The organism is Bradyrhizobium sp., from assembly GCF_022844465.1.
Classification (GTDB): domain Bacteria; phylum Pseudomonadota; class Alphaproteobacteria; order Rhizobiales; family Xanthobacteraceae; genus Bradyrhizobium.
This window is the reverse complement of the sequence record NZ_JALHLP010000004.1, coordinates 1-19,410: the sequence shown is the minus strand read 5'-3', so window position 1 is coordinate 19,410 and position 19,410 is coordinate 1. Positions and strand designations below refer to the sequence as shown.

The window sequence follows — 19,410 nt, the reverse complement described above, 5'->3', positions numbered from 1 at the left end:
TAATGCTAACGTAGATAGTTGTACGGCTTCTATGCATGATCACGCTCCATCTTTCTGTGTTTCGGCTTTGCATAATCCTCAATTGCGGAAGTTGCGTTCCCTGGGTGTGCACTATTTTTGCTCGTCGGTGAGGCTTTAAGATCAAGACTCTCACGGCAAAGCCTAGCCCGCACCACTCCGCCCCGCGGCTGCTCATCTTGGAGCCGGCACCCGTTCTGCAACGCCCACGCGCGTTGACGAACACGAGAAGGTGAGCCCTCCCGCGTGGTTTCCCCAACTGCATTCAAAGATCCCTCCTTCCCAAAGCGGCTTTCGAGCGAAGACACCGACCACTCACTGATCGACGTTCCTTCACAGGCCACATCGAACTTTACCCGGCTCCACAAACGATAGTTGGCCACCGCGGGATCGCTGGTCGCAGGATTCTCTGAAAAGCTATCATCTGTCCGGCACATGAACGCAAGCGCCTGCGTTCGGGTCATTATCAGACCTTCAAAGCCGAGCGCTTTCTTCGTTGCTTCCGACGGGAGGTACGACTCGCGCATCAGGAGAGGGCCCCATCCTCGCAATGAACGTCTTGACCTCAATTTTCACTTCTGCCGCCCACGTCAGAACCGGGCTTAGAAAGCAAATCGCGACAGCAACCGTCAAGAATCCTTAGCACGCCTATCTCCCGCCGATGGAGTGCCTAAAAAACCAATATACTTCATTGAGAACGCAATCTCCGCGCGAGTCAATTACCAATTGTAAGAATTGCTTGCCCGCACGTAAATCCTGTGGCAGCTTAAATATTATTGTAGATAGCGCGGCTTGCAGAACCGTGCCGCGATTTTTTTCGTCTTTCTTTTTTTAAAGGGGGGCGCGCGTGGACGAGCGTGTGAACGCCCGCGGCGGGCGGGCGGGCAAATCGAACTCGTTGTTGGTGTCGCGACGCGCGATTGTGGGCGGACTTTCTGTCTCGGCCATTGCGGCAACAACGCGTGCGGTAGCAACCGAACCCACGGCTTTTGAAAGCAAGCCGCCGGCATTCACATTAAGGCCTACGTCGGTGCGAGATGATCGCGGCCGCCCCTTGGCGCCACGCCGCTATTTCGCGGAAATCTTGCTGCTCGAACACTATCTCTGTGAGCAATGCGAGATAAAAGATAACCCTCCAAATTGGCGCATCTGCACGTCGGAGGAAAACCGAAACCTAACCGCAGGAGAGCGCAAAACAATACGTCGAGTCTGGAAAAATATCGTATGGCGCCGCATCGCGTTCAACGCGACGCCGTTTGCAGATGCCGAAACCGGGATTGTTTTCAAGCCTGCCGAAATACAAAAATTTCGTACCTTTGAAATTAACAGATCCCGTTTTCTAGACAGTGAGACAGCAACCTTCAAACTGTCATTCGAATTGCTGGACAAGGCCAGCGTAGCCTATCTGCAGGCCAAAGTCGCGTTCGGAAACGACAGTTTCAGGTCGGATGCTGTCGCTGCATTCGATTTTTTCGATGTCAAGAAGAGCATCCCACTCGAATTTCCCATTCGCTCGGAAAGGAAGCTGGACGCAATTCTTGCGCGTCTCTTCGAAAAACGAATTTCCGTCGATCAGGGCGGCGGCATCCTCAAGCTGTTCAACGACGGGCATTGGGAAATTCAAACCGACCTGAAGCCCTCGTCGCGCAACCGGCTGGTCGCGCTTGAGGGTGCCGTGACCTTCCGCAATCTGAAAATCCACCGCATCCCGGATGGCGAGGGGCCGGGCGCGGCGTTGCAGGGAGAAATTACCAGTAAGGACACGGAAAAGCGGAGAAACACGACAAGCTCCGACCCGACGGCAAAGGCAGCGCAGCAGAACGGACAAATGCGGGATGGCAACTCCGCCGCGGCACAGAAACCGATCACCACAGCCCTAATTGGAGTCGCCCACGGAGTGGAATGGAACGTCAAGGACCCTCCCGCTCTCAACAAGTCTGCGCCTCAACTTACGTTTAGTCATGATCCGTGTGTGCCGTTGCAACTTGCGTTCCGGCATTGGGGCAATCCTGCAAACGCCGTGTCTCTCCTGAAGGCGGCCGGGACGGTAACGCTCATCCACGCCGAGTCCAAGCAGGTGCCGCCCAGCCGTTTCGAGTTGCGCGAAGCATTGTTGACGCGGCGGTCTCTCGCGGCGGAAGAAAGGGCGGGCGGCGGCGTTATCGATGAAATCCGCGGCCGGATCTCCGACAAGACGTTCACTCTGGATACGGCCTATGGGCCAGTCGGCATCGAGGGTGATCCGCCCGAAAAACCCAAAGTCGTGTCCGGACAATCTAGCAAGTTTCCACCAGATTTTGCCGACATCGATCTTCCCGAACTCGGCCGCACCGAATTTTACGCGCGGCTGTCGGCAGACCGTCTGGTCAATTTCGAAGCCCGCGCGCTGTTGCGTAATTTCAACATCGCGCTGGAGCAGCCGGCATCGGCCGTGTCGCGAGAGGCGAAGCAGGCAATCTCGAGCCCGGATGACGTGTGGAGCCGTCTCGACTTCAGCGCCACCGAAACGTTGTTCAGCATCTCAAACATCGAAAAACGGCCGATCATCCTGCACAAGCGGCTGGCGATCGAGAACGACCGGACACTGAGCGAGCAAGAGAGAAATGACGCGCTGCGACGCGCGGCCGATGGTTCATTCGCGCGCGCCTGGATACCACTAGGCGAACCGCCGCTGACATTGAGCGAGACCCCGACCAGTGGCGTGAAGAACCGCCAGTTCACGACGATCACCGCGCCGATCCGGATCGCGCTTGATGGCGCAACCCTGTCGGCTCGCCGTGCCGGCGATCAGTTAGCGCTGTCGTTCGGATTCCAGGGACTGTTTCTTGAAATTGGCAAGCGCGCCAAGGCCGGCAGCACGACGCCATACGCGCGGATCGTACCCGCACAAATTCGCCACGCCGCGGGCCCCACCAGTACACCAACGCCGGGACAAACCGACGCTCGCCGTAGCGACGACCGGCCCCGTCTGCTGGTGCATTTCCCACCGCAGCATGTCGCGGAGCAGGCCTATTACCGGCAGATCAACGACGGCGTCGCATTGCCGCCGGCACCCGAGTGGATCACCAGCCCGTCGACCTATCTTGGCAAGCTCACTGCACTCGCCGAGAACGGATGTCTTCAAAATGAAGCGCGACGCCGGGCTTTGCAGGACGAGCAGCGCACGTTAAAGGGCGACAGCGGATTGTTCTCTTCCTTCCTGGACCTGGTCGCGACGTTCTCGAGCGGCGCGGTTTGGGACGATCCGTTTTGTGTCGATTCCTATCTTGCCCTGGTTCCGGAGTGGGATGCACTCACCGCTGCGCAGCGAATCTATATTGGCACCCATCCATTGGCGCTCGATCCCGATGCGCGCAGGTTCTTCCTTGCTTTGCTCCGCGCGCAGGACAAGGTAAGGAATGGGGCCGGCACTGCCGAGGAGAAAATCTGGACACTGCCGCCGCTGGATGCACCGGCCTCTTTGCGAGCGCTTTTCGAGCACACGCTGAATCGCGAGCTTCCTGCGGACGTCACCCTCTGGTCCGAAGATTTGCAGGAGCAATTGCGGCGCGGCATGGTGCAGCGCGACGCTGAATTTGCAAGGGTCTCGACGTTATATGCCAAGCTCAAGAACAAAGGGGTTGGTGACGACCCCGAAAAGAAATCGAAATTGCGTCTGCTACCGGCCGAATATCCTGGCTCGCGCGCGCTTGCCAAACTGCTAAAGGAGCCAGCGCTCGCCAGCGCAGACGTCCGCAAATTCCTGATTGCACTCCACGAGTGCTATTTTGCTCCGGAAGCTTTCAAGGCGGTTACGCCGGCGCGTCTGTCTGGTCCATCGCGGCTCGTCTTTGCGCTGACCTTCGACGCCGCGCATGAGATGATTCCATTCACGCTGGACGGCCTGACTGATTGGGGGCGGCATGACCTCGTCGTCACGCGCCGCGCCGAAATGCTCGAGATCGCCCCCGGCGGGCGGCAACCCCATGACACTTTGCGTGCGCCGGAAACCGATATCGGGCGCATTTTGCGCTATCAGGGAATTCAACCTGATCGAACTATCGCGGGCCGATTCGACGATATCGGAGGCTCGCTGCAAGAGCCGGCCAAGGACGTCACTTCGATAGAGTTGCCGTTTCGGCTCATGCTTTCACCAAGCCAGTTCGGCCGCTTCCGTACACCGCATCCGATCGACAACAAGGTACTATGGCCGAGCGGGGAAAAATGGAGCGTCGCGCCGAGCCTGTGGTCGGCCAATCTCGATCTCGAAGGCCGCGCGCCTTCGCTCCGAGCGATCTGGTCACCGGACTTCAGGCCCGGAACAGTGACAGCAAAAGCGCCGCCGCCGGTCCGGGACAACAGCGCGCCCTGGGGTCTGGCCAATCAGGAGGGCGAGCCGGCAAATTTCCGGACCGGCCTTGATGCGTTTGACCGCCACGAGATTGTTGGCCTCAGTTCGATCTACGGAATGCCGGCGATGGGGCGCCGGAGCGCCGCGCTGCGGCTGATGGACTCTTCGCAGGTCGAGCCGCCCGAGAACTATAAACTGCCCGGCATTAAGGCCTACAAGAACGAAGGCTTAGGTAAGGACACCGATCAGTCGGCGATCTACATGCCCGAGCCGTTGGGCGTCCGCGCGCTGCGGCTTAGCGCGCGCGGCGGCACGCTCAATCTCGACACCACGTTCCGGCCGCCTTCGCCCGAGCTCGACAAAATGGGCCGGCCGCTGAGTATCGGCTTCTCGGTCGAACGATGGCGGCAGATCACCGTGATCGGGCGCGATATCGAAACCGAGGTGGTCTACAAGGGCTATTTGTTTCCGCTCGGCGTACGCGCATCGCTGGTCAAACTCACCGAACGGCTGTTTTTCCGCAATCCTGCGAACAATCAGGTCAGCGCGTTTCTGATCCAGCGCAAATTCATCCGCATCGGCGATCCCGACAAGACATACCCGGCGGCGGGACAAGCCGATGACGGACGGCGCTTCCCGGTCTCGCGGCTGAAAATGCTGACGCTACAAACGCCGGACATTGTCGATCCGCTAAACGATAGAGTCCGCGAATTAAAGCCGCTACCTCGTAGCTTCAAGAATTCAGAAAATGTGGAAAAGCAGCTCCGGTTTTGCGAGCTTCCCGGCGGACGAATCGACTTCGCCTCAGGCAAGGAGATCCCGATTGTCCCTCGCAGCGAACTGAAGCCCGGCCTGGTGTTCTGGCCGCGAACGAGACCCGGCGCCTCGGACACCATCTCGTTCGAATTCACGATCGAAGGCAATCCGTCGTCGGTGCGGATGCCCTTGCTGTTCGTCGATAACATCGCAGCCAACGACCCCGAGGTGCTGTCGGCGCTCAGCGATTACTACAATGGCGCTGACGAGACGCCCCGAAAATTTCGAACGGTTTGGCACGATGGCGCGCGGCGCCGTTACGCTGAAGAGCAGCGCGAGGGTCAATGCACGCTCGAAACACTGTCGTGGACCATCGGCGCGGAAGGCCGCGCCGGCAGCAAGGCCGATGTGCTGGACCCGATCGAACTGCTGGACCGGAAGTCGCCCAATACCGACACACCGTTCAACATGCGGTTTGAAAAAGATCCGATCCTCGAAGGCGCGGATCAGCCGCCATTCTATCCGTTCATTGCCCGCGCCAAGGTGAAAGCCGGCCCGGCCGAGCGCTTCGTCGGCCGCTCTCTGCGCGCGGTCGATATTTTCTTTCCCAAGTTCTATCGCGAGAAGGGATTTTCGAAAGACGATAAAGACGAGGTCGTGCCCGAAGGCTACGCGGAGTTGATTGAACAGCTTTCGCTCGATATGGGAAGCGCAGGCGACCGCTCGGGCGGGCTCGCGCAGCCTGCAATGAATGTCCAGTGGCTCTCACGCAAGGTCGGGCCGGTTGGCGCCCCATCGAAACCAGCGCCTGTACCAGCATCGACATCAACTCCCGCACCCATTGGTGACACAGGTGGCGCGCCGCCGGCGTTCAACTTCAAGAGCTTCTTCTCCAGCGACGCCAAGCTGCTTGGACTCGTGACGTTCAGCGACCTGCTAAATCTTACAGGCAACGACCAACTGCCCCGAATGAGCGAGAAAATCGACTCTGCAATCGAGGAGACCTTGTCGCTGCTGCGGCGCGAGGTGCTCCCGGTTCTGGTCACCGCGATCACCACCTTCCGGACGAGCTGGGACAAGGCGGCCGCGGAAGTCTTGAAGACAACGACGTCGGACATCGACGCCACCAAACTCGACCTCAAACTGCTGTATCCCGAGCTCGACGCGAGTCTGACCGACCTGCGCAAAGCGCTCGACGTCGCCGCCACCAGCGATGCCTTGGAGGCGATCGTCGCATTCTCCACCATCCGGCATTCCGGCCACCGGTTGCTCAATGCGTTGCGCATCATCGCGCGCGATCCTGTCGGTCCAATCAAGACCGAGGTTCGCCTGCGCGTGCGTACGCTGCTCGGCGGTGTACTGGATTTACGCGATAGACTTGAAGCGACCTTGCAGCAGCCGCTGAAGGATGTCGCGGGCCAGGTGTTAAAATTGGTGGAAGCCAAGGTCGAGAGCGACGCCCAGGTTTTGCTCGCGTCGCTGATGCGCCTCCCGATGTTTGTCGAACTGACAACACCGGAAGAGCGCGCCGCGCTGGAAAAAGCCAAAGCCCTTGCTGCGCTGGCGATGCTGCAGGCCATGGCTAAGAACAAGCTTGCTTCCTTTCCCGTGTTCGTATCCGGAAAAGCGGATGAAGCGATCGAAGACATCAAGCAAGAGGTTTTGGATGCAACCGCCAACGTGTTGCTTGCAACGCTCCACAAATACCACTCGCAGATCGAGACCATCGCGAAGCTCAAGGACAACAACGCACCGGCGATCAAAACGATCATCGACCGGCTAAAGCCGCCCTTTGATCGCCGAAGCGTCGAGCAGGCAGTGGTTGCCATTGCCGGGCGCAGTCTCGAATCGCTGCTGTCGAATGAGGGGCTCATCAGCAAAATTGCGGAAGCCGTTCGAGCCTTTCAGGACAGCAAAGACGATCCCGTTCAACGCGCGCTGACGGCGCTCAAAATGCTCGGCGATGCAATGGCCGAGGATTTATCCATCGCGCTGGTCGCAGTCAGCAGGACATGGCTGCAATACTGCAATTCGCTGATCAGCGAGATCAGAGGTGCGTTGGTGGCCATTGCTCCGCCGACGGCTGCACTCGGCACATTGCGTACTGAGATCACCGCTGTTGCCGATGCAATCCCCGAACCACCGGCCCCCACGACCCTCGTTGCACGGCTCAGGGAGCTTGGGGTAGCGGTGCAGACGCTTGAACTCGCGACGACGAAGGTGAGCGATCTTCCGGATGCCTGCAACAATCCGGATGCGGCGCGCGACGTGCTCCGGATCCTGTCCGAACCGCTGGCCGCCTTGCGGCGCGTCACGGCCCTCGCGCGAGACGTCAGCCGCGATCTGCTGACAGACCCTGCGGTAGTTATCGCCGTCCGTATGCGTTTTGCAAATGCGTGGCTCGCTGCGGCCAAACAGGCGGCGAAAGACGCAAACACGGCCGTGACCGCTACGGTGGCGAACAAGCTCGATGCCCTTGCTACCAAGCTCAAAGACGAGGCCCGCGGCCTTCCGGCTCCAGTGCGAGAGGAACTGGAGGCCATTGCCAACGAGATCGCGTCCGCAGACACCGCTTCGTTGCGAGGCGTCGTCGAGACATGGCAAAAAAAGATCGAAGACTTTCCGAACGTAATCCAGGACGACGCTGCATTGGAGCTCTTCCAGAAGCAGTTCGAGAAGCAGCTTCGTCTGGTCGAAACCGAAATCCGCTCGAAGGTGGCCGCGCCGTTCGAGCGATTGGTGCGGCTCGCGGACAGAGCCGACGAGCAATTTTGCAATGCACTGATCAAGGTCATCGTGCAGCCCGCGATCAATCCGCTGCTGGCGCCGCTCGAACTTGTCTACGAGCAGATCATAAGAGCTCGCGAGGACCTCGACACGCGCATTGGCAATAGCAGCGAAAAGGGATTCTTGCGCTTCATCGCGGTTCTGTTCAAGCAGGACAATAAACCGTTCAAAGACATTCTCGCGGGAAAAACTGACGTTGAATTAGAACGGCCCAATCTTGACGGGATCGAGTCGGAATTGGAGTGGCTTCGAGCGGCGAAGAAGGAGCTTAGCCTCGTCAACTTCAACAAACTGAAGCTTCTTCTGAGCCAGTGGGCCAACGGAAAATCCGCACCGCTCGAACTGGCCACGAGAATTTTCGAAACGTTGCGAAACACTGTGCGCGGCGACATTTCGCAATTCGTCAATTTTGATCGCCTGCGGGAAGAAGTCGAGATTGCGGTCCGTCAGATGGTGCCGGCCCGCATCACCCGAAGCTATGATTTTGGCGTTCCGCTGTTCGAAGCCCTACCGTCGGGAAGCAGTAATCCATTGCTTACTTTCGGCAATCGCGTTCATCCCAAGGGTAGACCGAAAGAGCTGGTTCTCGAAGCCACCGGCGTGATCGATCTGTTCAATCCATCGCAATCCTCGGTGCGGGCGGCAGGCTATTTGCCGGACATGACCTTGGCCCTGTTCGGCGGCTTCGATATCGTCAAGCTCCAATTCGCCCCGAGCCATTTCACCGCCGTCCCGGGTGAGGGTGTCAATTTCAACATCAAGATCGACAACGTCATTCTCGGCAAACTGGTCGATTTCATCAAAAAGCTGGAGTCGTATCTCGGCAGTCCGAAAGACGGCTCCGGCTTCTACCTTCGGCCGATGTCGGGCCGCGGCGGCATCGGTATCGTCGCCGGCTACGGCATCGCGCTCAATCCACTCAGCATCGGCAATATGTATATTTCTAATCTGTCGTTGCAGGTGGCGACTGAATTGCCGTTCGACAAGGGCGACGCGCGGTTCTTGATCGGCATCGGCCGCGCTGAGGCGCCCTTCTTGATTTCTGCTGCACCGTATGCCGGCTGTGGCTATTTCGGATTGATCGCCAACTCCAAGCGCATCGTTGGCTTCGAGGCCTCTTTCGAGTATGGCGGCGGAGGCGGCTTCAGCTTCGGACCTTTGAACGGTGCGGGCCGCATCACCGTGGGTGTTTTCATTCGCACCGGCGTCGGCTCGACCGAGCTTTACGGCATCTTCTTTGCCGGCGGCGAAGCGACGATCGCCGGTTTCTCGCTCGGCTGCGCGTCACTTTACGTCCGCCTAACGCAGAAGGACGGCAATTTAACGGGCGTTGCCGTGTTCACCTTTTCGTTCCGCGTCGGCCTTGCATCGATCAAGTTCTCAGTGCGCGTCGCACACAATGAGAAAGGCTCCGGTGGCACCGAGACGGCATCACTAGAAAGCGATACCCGGTTCGCCGACCTGTCGCAGCACGGCGATGCATATGCCATGGACGGAAAGGTGCTAGACCTTTCACCCACGGAATATACGTCGTCAAATGCGGCTACGACCGTTGTTCGCGCGAGAGTTCAGAGCGAAGCGGTCGGCAAGACTAGAAACTATCGCGAATACAAGAACTATTTCAGTAAGTCCGGAAATGAATGGACGTTCGTATGACCAAAGTAGGTTTCTCGACGCGAGTTGTCGCCGCTGGATGGACGAAGAACAACGAAGTGCGGCTGACGGTCAACATCTTCCCGACGGCCAGAGTCGATGACGGCGATGTGGAAACAATCGATCTGGATAAGTGGCCAGAGACCATATTCGAGGAAGTGCAGAAATGGGGCGGCAACGGCGAGAAACAAATCGAGGTGGCAGGAGTTAGGGCAACAGGTCGGGCCACGCCAGGTGATTTCAATTCGATTAAGGTGAGATTGGTCGACGCGCCGATCGAACATCGCACACAAATTGCAGAATTTTGGCGCCAAGTGGTCCAGTCCGGCGACGGATCAGTCTGCAACGACGAGAATATCTGGAGCGCACTTTACAGTGTCATCGCGGAATCAAGCTTCGGAAAAACAAATATGGTTCAGGAGCCCTATTTCGCAGCAAAAATTTCATCGACAGGGGAAGAATTACCGCGCGTCGTGCCGCTTGGCCGCGAAGAATCGGCGCTGGTACAACTGATCAATATCGCCGATCGTGCAGCGGCTTCGCTAAAGGAGGCAGGCGGCAAACCAGCCGAAGCAAAACTTTTGCGAGTCGGCAAGGACACCAATCTCGAAGACGACATCAAAAAAAGCGAGGAAGAAGCAGAGAATAGACGCAAGGATGAGAAGAAGAAAGGGTTCACGAAGCCGCCGCCTAATGAGTTGGACCCTGTGCTTCACCCTCTGCTCGAGGGCCTGGCAAACGCCTATAGTACTCGTACGCAATATCTAAAAGAGGGAGATGCGGCCAAAGCCAACAATATCCTGCTCAAGGATACACCAAGCGCCGAGCTCGGATATCTTGTCGATCACATCTTTCAGCAGGCGCAAATTGGGGCGATCTGCTTTGAGACTCGCTCGCTGCACGAAGCGGCGACTTTTCCGGATACCAAAGGCAAAGACCCGGACGATCTGCCGACTGAGGAAGAATTTTCCCCCAGAATCGATGGGGGTTCAACCTACAGTCCGAAGGCCAAGTTGCGCGCGCGCGAATTGCTCTTCGCGATGCGCAGCTATCCAGTGCTTGCTCGACTGTTTGGTTTTGTGGTGGATATGGAAGTTGAACTCGGCAGTCTGGCGCGACCGGCGGAGACTTCGCAAGAGTGGTTCGGATTCTTGCGTGGACCCCGGACTGTCGGCGGATCGTTCGCGACCTTGTTCAAGGCCAAGATGAATCCGCAAATGTCGTTCTACCCCGCGACGCGTGAGGAACTCGACTTGTCTTGCGCAGGCTGCGACGTCTCGAAAATCAGAGACACCGGCGAAGCGACAACGCTCAACGGCGTGGTCGATCTCGGCGCGACGACCAATGTTCTAATCAAAGACAAGTTAGCGTCTACACGGGTGCGGCGCTTCGCGATCGTGACCAACGATCCCGGACAGTCGGCAGAAACTCGGTCACGCGCGGCCACCCGCGCAACGAACGCGCTGAAGGCGCTCAATGACGCCGGCGCACCTGTCGAGGTTCCGGCCGCGCTACAAGAAAGCGAAAGCAACGCAATGACCCGGGGTTTCGTGCTGCTCGATCGCTGGCGTGCGTCATCCATCGCCTACGAACTGGCCTGTGCGGTGGAGCCTTGGAAAACGGACGGTATCGTGATCCTGGACGCCGACGACCTGACGATCGGCTATCGGGTTGATGTCGGCACTGCGAAAATCGAAAAGCTGCGTGGCGCGGAAACTGTCGCGAGAACAGTCTTAGAGTGGCGTAGCCTTGGCGAGCGCGAAATCAGCTACCTCAAACCAGGCCAGGAAAGTGCGGGGGCGCCTGACGATATCGAGAAATGGCTTGGAAGCGGCGCTCTAAAATTTGAAGCGCCGCGGCGGCGCGACCTCGACGCTGCGGTGATGGCTCCGACGGTGCGCCGCCGTCGATTTATGGAAAATAGCAATAGCGAGATGCTGCATGCCGATGAAGGTATCGCGACCTGGGAGGGCGATCCGCTCGGTGTCAGCTGCATCGAGGATGAGAAAAACAAAGGGATCGTCATCGATCCCGGCAAGGGTCTCGCAATCAGCCGGCGGATCGGTTTGCCGTCGGCGAGCGACAGAGACGGGGGAAATACGGCAGATGAACCACGTCTGGCGCCCAAGCTGCGCTTCGGCTGGGCCTATGCATTTGGTATGCGGCCGGTTTTTCTCGGTGGCGCCTGCATTCCGCTTGCAGAGGCGAAGAAGCTTTACGACGACGGACAGAATGGCCTCGCGCTGCCAATGCCGCGCAGCGGGACCAACAGCTTCCGGCGCTTCCTGCGGCTGGAACGCGTGCTAAGACCACAGATATTGCTGCCACTCGGCATCGCCAAGAAAGCGGATCGCCTGGCCAAACAATCGGCCCGTACGGTGACGCTGCGGACCTTGCGCGGCACCAAACTTCCGGCCGAGTCGGAAGAGCGATCTGCACCGGGGGAAACCTGGCGCGTCATCCTCCCCGCGCAGCTCGGCCTTGAACAGGCCATGCGCCACGGTCGCTTTGATCGCAATGTAACCGGCGACATCCCTTCCGGTGATTTCGCTAATATCGATTTCGACGCCGAGTGGGGCGGTTTTCCGGTTTACGGCGACGACACCGCCCCGGGGGATATTGTGCGCCACAATCGCGTTTCTTTGCCGCACGTGGTCGAAAAACGCGCTGACGGGATAACGAAGATGCAGCCGCCGAAGCAGCAAGGCGAGACGGTTTTCAAATTGCAGACACGCGATGAAAGCAGAAACCGCGCCGGCCGGATGAAGGCCAACGGCAGCGGAATTTATTACGCCGACCCCGCCGCCCATACGCTGGTCTTGGCGTTCCGTCCCGCGGGCACACAGCCCAGCACGTCTTATTTCGAGGGCGATCCGATCACAGTAGCAATCTCCGATGATAATGGGCGGCCGAAGCCGGTTGCGATCGTGTTCAAACGGCCGAAGCTGATTGCTGGTGTATACAAGAAGCGGCCAGAGAACAAAGTCACTGAGCACGCCCATTTCCTTGAGAGCATAAGGTCCGGCAAGATCGGCGATGGCGTAGACCCCGCCGATGCCCCTTACATCGACGCGCGCATCGTGACGTTGGCCTTGTACCCCGGCGATGCTTTCGAGCTCGACTGCTGGACAGTGCCTTCGGAGAGAATGTTGACACAGTGTTTCGACTTGCCGGAGACGCTGGCGATCCGCGCACTAGAGCGCAGCCGGGCACAATTTGGCAACGAGAACGGCGTCGATCAGATCTTGAGCGAGATGTTCAAGGATTTCAAGAAAGTCACCACTCCAGGTCCGCAGAGCTGGGTCGGCCATGGCGATACCGTTGTTTACGGCGACATCGTCAAGTCGGTTGCGGCCCACTTGCATCAATCGATGCTACGCCGTCCGATCGCGGACATCGCATCGGTCGAGACCATCCACCTCACCCATGCGATCGACAAGCCGACGGCACCGTCCTTCGACGCCAATCCTATCGACATTCACCGCGTTGCGGCAAACGACGCCGCGCGCAGGATCGCCTTGCAGGATCTTGGCAAAGGCAAACCCGTTAAAGGCACGCCCGGCGATTCCACTTTCGTGTTGTCGGGCCAAGTGTTGTTCGACCGTGACACGTCGCGCCGGCTCCTCGTGCGAGCGCAGGCAGTCGCCGTGCGCGGGCTCAAAATCGACGATCCGGAACGCGGCCGTAGCCATTACGACCGTTTGACCGGAAATTGGCGAGGCGTCATACCGATCACACCGAAACAGATATATCAAGACGGAGGTAAAAAAAAGACCCGCGATGTTCCCCCGACGCGCGCGCTGTATGGTTTCGAGGTCGATGCGCAGGGCTGCGTCTTGCTGCCTCGCCAGGAGGTGACGTTGCTTGAACTCGATGCAATCGGGGCGCCGGGAGCGGATAAACCAAAGAATCACGCACTTGAAACCGTCGAGTTGGTGCAGGAGCAACTCAATGCGCTGCCTAGGACGACGGACGACGGGACTTCCACTGCAAAGCTTGGCCAGGTCACGTCGGGCAATCCCGCAAACCGATCGCTTTGCCTCGATCCTTTTGGCGATCATTTAGCGCGGAAGCTGATTGTAACGTTGCGTTCCGGCTCGCGGCATGCGCCGCTTTTCCGCTTCGTCGCGGCGGCAGCCACGTCTTCGCCCACTCCGAGTTTAGAGCGCAATTCATTTCTGCCGGAAGATGAATATGTGCCGGAACGAGAGTCGTCGCTGACGGCAGACAGTGCCGAGATGACGACGCCCATCTGGCTGCGTGCGACACGCCGCCCGGATAAGCCGGTTGTTCACGCCATCGATCCAGTATTTGGACCGCCAGCAATTCATATAGAAGGCCATTGGCGCACCTATCGCTGCGAACCGAGCCTTCGCATCTATCTCGACCGGCCCTGGTATTCCTCCGGCGAAGGTGAACGTCTTGGCATCGTATTGTGGCCGCCGCGCATCAACGGCATCGAGCCGCCGCATCTTGCCGATGGCTATGTGCCACGTAGCTCGGACAAGACGATGGGAGAGATGGACCTGTGGAATTTCGACGACGCCGATCTGGGTGAAGCAGGAAAATTCGTTACCCGGCTCGGTGCCGACCCGATCCGCTTCCATCCAAAGCTCGAGCGGGGTACGGCAGGCAGCAATGCGCCGCGGCCCATCGGTCCGTTCATGGCACGCGACAGTTTTCTTGATCTGCGTACGAAACCCGCCGCTCCCGAACAAGGCGCAGAGCCAGCTTGCGGTCCTAAGTCTGCTATCACAGGCAAGGTTGCGGTGCCGCTGAAGCAGGACGACGAACTGCCGACATTTGTGGATTGCGTCGCGTTGCCGGCAGCTCAGGACGGCTTTGAACGGGCGACCGATGAAACGGTAGACAAGGGCGCACAGCGAAAACCGGTCGAAACGCTACAGGTGGCGCTCGGCACGTTTGTACCTCGCTTCCATCCAGATATCGAAAAATGGTTCGTGGATGTGCATGTCGACCCAGGTTCGGCACCTGAACCATTTGTGCGTTTCGGTCTCGTCCGCTTTCAACACCATTCGCTGCCCGGCCTTGAATGTTCGGCGCCGCTGGCTTCTTGGGCGCAGATACCCGCTCCACGCGAAGTGAAAGTGTATGTTGAGGCTGTGCCGAACGCCGGTCAAGGTAACAAATTGAAGAACAGAGGGACGCAACACGAAATCGCCAAGTGGAAGTACTTCGTCTTAATCGCTTCCAAAGATTCATCGAGTCATCGGGCGCCAAATGAGGGGCCCACCTCGACGATGCTCATCACTTTGCGGCGTGGGCACAAGAACGCTGCCGGGCTTCCTGTTAAACAGATCGTTTGCACTGCGGAGGTTGCTCGAGGTTCGCTCTCGAGCGCTCCCGAAATGCAGGGATCAAACGGATGGGGCGCCGATTTCGTTGTGCCCGCGCTCGCCGAAAACGAAACGCCTTATGAAATCCTCATCGAAGAAATCGAGCGAATGCCTTCAACAGACAATGAACGTTCGCATGACCCGAAAAATAATCTAGCGCCGCGGAGCGTTCTCTCCACATCCGGCCCACGCTTTATGCTGTCGCAACAACTGCAGCAACCTACCTCACCGTCTGTTGCGGCTAAGAGAACCGCGAAGAATAGGATACGTAAAGGACCCGCGCCACAAATCCGAGCTGTCTCGCACGATGAGGACGTTGTCTCGCATTAATTTGGAATGGATACCGCCCGCCTCTTTCATCAACGTCAAATCTTGAACCTATGTTGTAGATTGAGCGAGCCGTAATCGTCAGTGCTACTCCTTCGCCGATCAGATGTTATGACATAAGCCGGCCACTGGCCGACACTCCCGGCTCATCAAAGCATGGCCGCTCCAACCTCGGCATGTCCGCTCTGGGCAGGAGGCGGACATCTTGCTGCGTGCCGCGCAGACCGCTCAGCGACACACAAATTGTCATTTCGGCGCCCAGCCATTTATGCCATTTTGCACGCAAAGGGGATGGAGGACGAGATGCGAGCGGTTAGGTTGCTGTTGTTGCTTTTGCTGCTTCCGTTGGCCGGCTGCCTAGGTCGGCAGTCAGAAGCTGAAATGGCCGCCCTGAAGGCGGAATTCGCCAGGAAAGACGATGAGGTCTGCAAGGGCTATGGCGCAAAGCCCGGGACCGATATCTACATCCAGTGCCGTATGCATCAAGCCAAGGCGCGCGACGATGCAGACAACGCCTTCATGGCGTCCCAACCTGTTATTGTGAACAACAGCGGGGGCTCACAGCCCAGTACCCCAGGGCTCCAACCAATCGCCCAGCCAACCAGATGCCAGTCAATGAACGTCGGCATGGGGCGGGTGCATACCTACTGCAACTGATGAACCGCATTGGCCGCAGGACCGTGTACGCTATGCCAGTGATGCTGGCCGTTGCGATCGTCTGGCGAATGCTGGATCTGCTGTAAGTCCGCCTAGCCGCGGGCAATCCGGAGGGTCGATCCATGGTCAATGCGCTCGTCGTCCGCCGCAATACACACCCTGCAAAGGCTCAAAGGGCGCTTCGAGCGGCCCAATACGTTCGCATGTCGACGGAGCGCCAGCGATACTCGATACAGAATCAGGCGGCAGCAATCGCTGTGTACGCAGCCCAGCACGATCTCTTAATTGTCCGCACCTATTCCGACGAGGGCCAAAGTGGGCTGCGAATTCGCAATCGGCCAGGCCTGATTGATCTCATCAACGACGTTGTCTCGGGCAGAGCGGATTTTGACCATGTCCTTGTCTATGACGTGAGCCGGTGGGGACGATTTCAAGACGTCGATGAGAGTGCGCACTACGAGTTCGTGTGCAAGCAGGCGGGCGTCAAGGTCGCGTACTGCGCCGAGCAGTTCGACAATGACGGCAGCCTGTTGTCGAGCATCGTGAAGAACCTCAAGAGAGTCATGGCTGCCGAGTATAGCCGAGAGCTTTCAGTGAAGGTTCATGCCGGCGCGTGCCGAGTTGCGAGCCTGGGCTTTCGCGCAGGCGCAACTCCCGGTTATGGCTTGCGTCGCGAATTGGTCGACGAGAACGGGTGCCCCAAGGGGCCGCTCCAGAAGGGCCAGCGCAAGCATTTGCAAACCGATCGCGTCATACTTCGACCGGGGCCTCAACACGAACTCGACATCGTGAGACGTGTTTTCCGCAACTTCGTTCGTAAAGGGCATTCCCAGGAGAAGATTGCGCGTCAACTAAACCTGGAACACGTTCCAAACCATCGCGGCAAACCTTGGAACGGCCGGATTGTCCATCATCTTCTGCAGAATGAGAACTACATCGGCAATATCGTGTACAACCGAAAGTCGTTCCGGCTGCGGCAGGTCATGAGAAGCAACCCGCCGGAGCATTGGGTTCGAGGCACCGGGGGCTTTGAGCCCATCATAGAGGATGCTCTCTTCTGGAAAGCCCAACGGCTTTTGAAGCAGCAGTACGTGAGGCGATCCGATCAGCAATTGCTTGAGCGGCTCAGAGACGCCTTGACCGAGAAGGGGCGGCTCAGCGCAACGGTCATGGGCAGGATGAGCGGCATGCCGTGCGCGGGGTTGTACGCGTTGCGATTCGGCAGCTTGAGAAAAGCGTTCGATCTCATCGGGTATCGTTCGCAGCGAAACTGTGAATTCATTGACTCTCGCCCGTTACTGAACACGAAACTGGTGGAAAGGGCCTCTGATGTTGCCAGACGCATCAGGGCATTGGGCGCATCGGCGATCTTCGACGCTGCGGCGCATACACTGAGCATCGATGACAGGTTGGCCGTATCGTTCCGAATTGCTCGATATTATCCCAACAGCGGCAGGGTGCCGGTCTGGCATGTCCATCGTCGGGCGCAATTGCCTCCTGGCCTTTTGCTCGCGCTCCGCCTGGACAAGGAAAACTCAGAGATAGTGGATTATTTTCTGATCCCCACCACCGAAATGAACAAATTCCGGATCTCACTAAGGGAGAAATGCCGTTACTCTCGTTTCGAGAAGTATCAGGTTAGCTCCCTTGAAGGCGTAATTCAAAAAATCATGGAAACAGTTGGCACGGCCACCCAAGCTTCTGCGCCAACAGCGGCAAAGTCGAAAAAGCCGCGACAATCAGCCCGGACCAGAGAAGCGACCGGCCGCGCGCGGCACTAATGGAACGCAGATAGAGAACTGCGCCGATTAGCTTGCCGTAATTTCTTCTGAAATCGCCGTTGAGCTTGGAAATTGCAACCAACTCGGACGGCGTGTCGAACTGCTGCGACATTGGGCTGGTTCCCTGTACGATTATTGGACCAGCACCCTATAAATCACTGATTTGCCCGACGGTGCAACGGAGAATTTCTGTACCGCGTTGCCGCCTCCCGTAGATGCCTACACGCATACAAGCATGTGCGGGAGGCGCGTGGCTGATCGGTACGAAACTGCATTGCTTCTCATGAGTCCCGAGTTTCGACAGTCACTCTACGTCAGCGAGCGCAACGTCCTGCCAGAGGCGAAGGCCATCGCAGAGATGCCCGGATCGACCGCCTGCTTTGTAAAGTTGGGTTGTCGGCAAGCCGGAAAGCCTTTCGCAGTTGGCGAATTCAAGATGGATGAACTTGTCGCCACTCCAAGCGAGATTGCGGCTATGATTGATGCACGTCGTATTAGGTGGATACCCAAGACTTCGCCAACCGGCGCTGAGGCAAGTAGCTTGCTTTCGCAATGGTGGCGCGGGCCTTGGAGAACCCTGGTAATGTAACTGCAGATGATCGAGAGCCAAGAATGCTCAACTACTCCGACATGCGCTTTCTGATCCGATGCCTGCGATATCGGTACAGGACAGAACGGCTTGCGATCAAAACGCTGATGAGCCTCAACTTGAGCGGGGCTACAGTGCTGGATATCGGAGCAAACAAAGGCATCTATTCGTTTTGGATGTCCAAAGCTGTTGGAGCGACTGGTCGCGTTCTTGCATTTGAGCCACAGCCGGAAATGCGACGCTACATTGAGCGCCGCAAGGCGGATTTCGGCTGGCAGAACGTGACGATACTCGAAACCGCGCTTTCGAGCGCCCCCGGCGTAGCATTGCTTGCCCGGCAGCGGATTGGGGACGGCAGCGCGTCGTTGCAGCCATCCCGGCGCCGGGAAGATTCCGAGACGATCAAGGTCACGCTCGCGAAGCTGGACGATATGGGAAGCCTCTGCGATCTAAAATTCATCAAGTGCGACGTGGAAGGTCACGAACAGCATGTTTTTCTCGGGGCCGAGCAAACCATTCGCAGTCATCGGCCGGTTGTGCAGTTCGAGGCAGTCGCCGCCGAAACTCCCGAGCTTTTTTCGTTCTTTCTAGGTCTCGGCTATTTCGGGGTCATGTTGCTGGGAGATAAGTATTTGCCCCACACGAACCCCGACAACATACCGCATTACAAGTTCGGGCACGGCGGGCACCGCGATTTCCTATTCTATCATCCACGATCGATCGGAAGCACGATACCGCTTTCGATATCGAGGCAATTTCCGTCGGCTTAGACAATTCGCGCATGATGTGGTTACAGATGATCGTCGGCCGTAACGATGTCTGCGGGAGGTCGAAACGGGCGGCCCTTTCAAATTCCCGACTATAAAAAGGGGAATTCAGGCCAGCAGCTTCGTGCGCTCCAGCAGATTTCGCACCGATGACCGGTGCCAATTGCCACCACGGGCAGATCTGATACCTCGCCGGTTTAGCTCTATAGCCATCGAGGCCAGCGTGAGCGCGCCGGTGGCACGGATTGCCTGAATCACGGGAGTTAGACTCGAGGCAAATTCGTCTGCGACATCGATAAGCGCGGCCCTTCCAATGTTGCCGGCGTGAGCCAGGTTGCGGGGGTTACCAAGGCTTGCTCCAGCCGCCTTCTTTGCCGCCAGCGCGGCC

Annotated in this window: 5 protein-coding genes and 1 pseudogene; 5 read left to right on the top strand and 1 reads right to left on the bottom strand. The window is 58.1% G+C overall.

Going from position 1 to position 19,410, the window contains the following annotated elements:
- Positions 1 to 865 precede the first annotated feature (865 nt).
- The 5 genes from Q0D31_RS09930 (at position 866) to Q0D31_RS09910 (ending at position 19,025) form a co-directional block, all read left to right on the top strand.
- Positions 866 to 9,547 carry a hypothetical protein gene (locus Q0D31_RS09930; protein ID WP_291849241.1) on the top strand — a complete coding sequence of 2,894 codons (8,682 nt, stop codon included), beginning with the start codon at positions 866 to 868 and terminating at the stop codon, positions 9,545 to 9,547.
- On the top strand, positions 9,544 to 15,231 hold the full coding sequence (locus tag Q0D31_RS09925) for a hypothetical protein (protein ID WP_291849238.1): 5,688 nt from the start codon (positions 9,544 to 9,546) through the stop codon (positions 15,229 to 15,231). Before Q0D31_RS09930 ends, Q0D31_RS09925 begins: the two co-directional genes overlap by 4 nt.
- A gap of 378 nt (positions 15,232 to 15,609) precedes the next feature.
- On the top strand, positions 15,610 to 15,885 hold the full coding sequence (locus Q0D31_RS09920) for a hypothetical protein (protein ID WP_291849235.1): 276 nt from the start codon (positions 15,610 to 15,612) through the stop codon (positions 15,883 to 15,885).
- A gap of 122 nt (positions 15,886 to 16,007) precedes the next feature.
- Positions 16,008 to 17,666 (top strand): recombinase family protein, encoded by a 1,659-nt coding sequence (locus Q0D31_RS09915; protein WP_291849232.1) that lies wholly within the window; start codon positions 16,008 to 16,010, stop codon positions 17,664 to 17,666.
- Between the two features lie 612 nt (positions 17,667 to 18,278).
- Positions 18,279 to 19,025 carry an FkbM family methyltransferase gene (locus tag Q0D31_RS09910; protein WP_291849228.1) on the top strand — a complete coding sequence of 249 codons (747 nt, stop codon included), beginning with the start codon at positions 18,279 to 18,281 and terminating at the stop codon, positions 19,023 to 19,025.
- Positions 19,026 to 19,130: 105 nt separating this feature from the next.
- On the opposite strand, the pseudogene Q0D31_RS09905 reads toward Q0D31_RS09910, so the two are convergent.
- Positions 19,131 to 19,410: pseudogene (locus tag Q0D31_RS09905) on the bottom strand (resolvase); the annotation flags it as partial.

Coding starts and splice junctions, on each gene's coding strand:
- Q0D31_RS09925 (WP_291849238.1), top strand. CDS start 9,544: ATGACCAAAGTAGGTTTCTCGACGCGAGTTGTCGCCGCTGGATGGACG.
- Q0D31_RS09920 (WP_291849235.1), top strand. CDS start 15,610: ATGGCCGCCCTGAAGGCGGAATTCGCCAGGAAAGACGATGAGGTCTGC.
- Q0D31_RS09915 (WP_291849232.1), top strand. CDS start 16,008: ATGGTCAATGCGCTCGTCGTCCGCCGCAATACACACCCTGCAAAGGCT.
- Q0D31_RS09910 (WP_291849228.1), top strand. CDS start 18,279: ATGCTCAACTACTCCGACATGCGCTTTCTGATCCGATGCCTGCGATAT.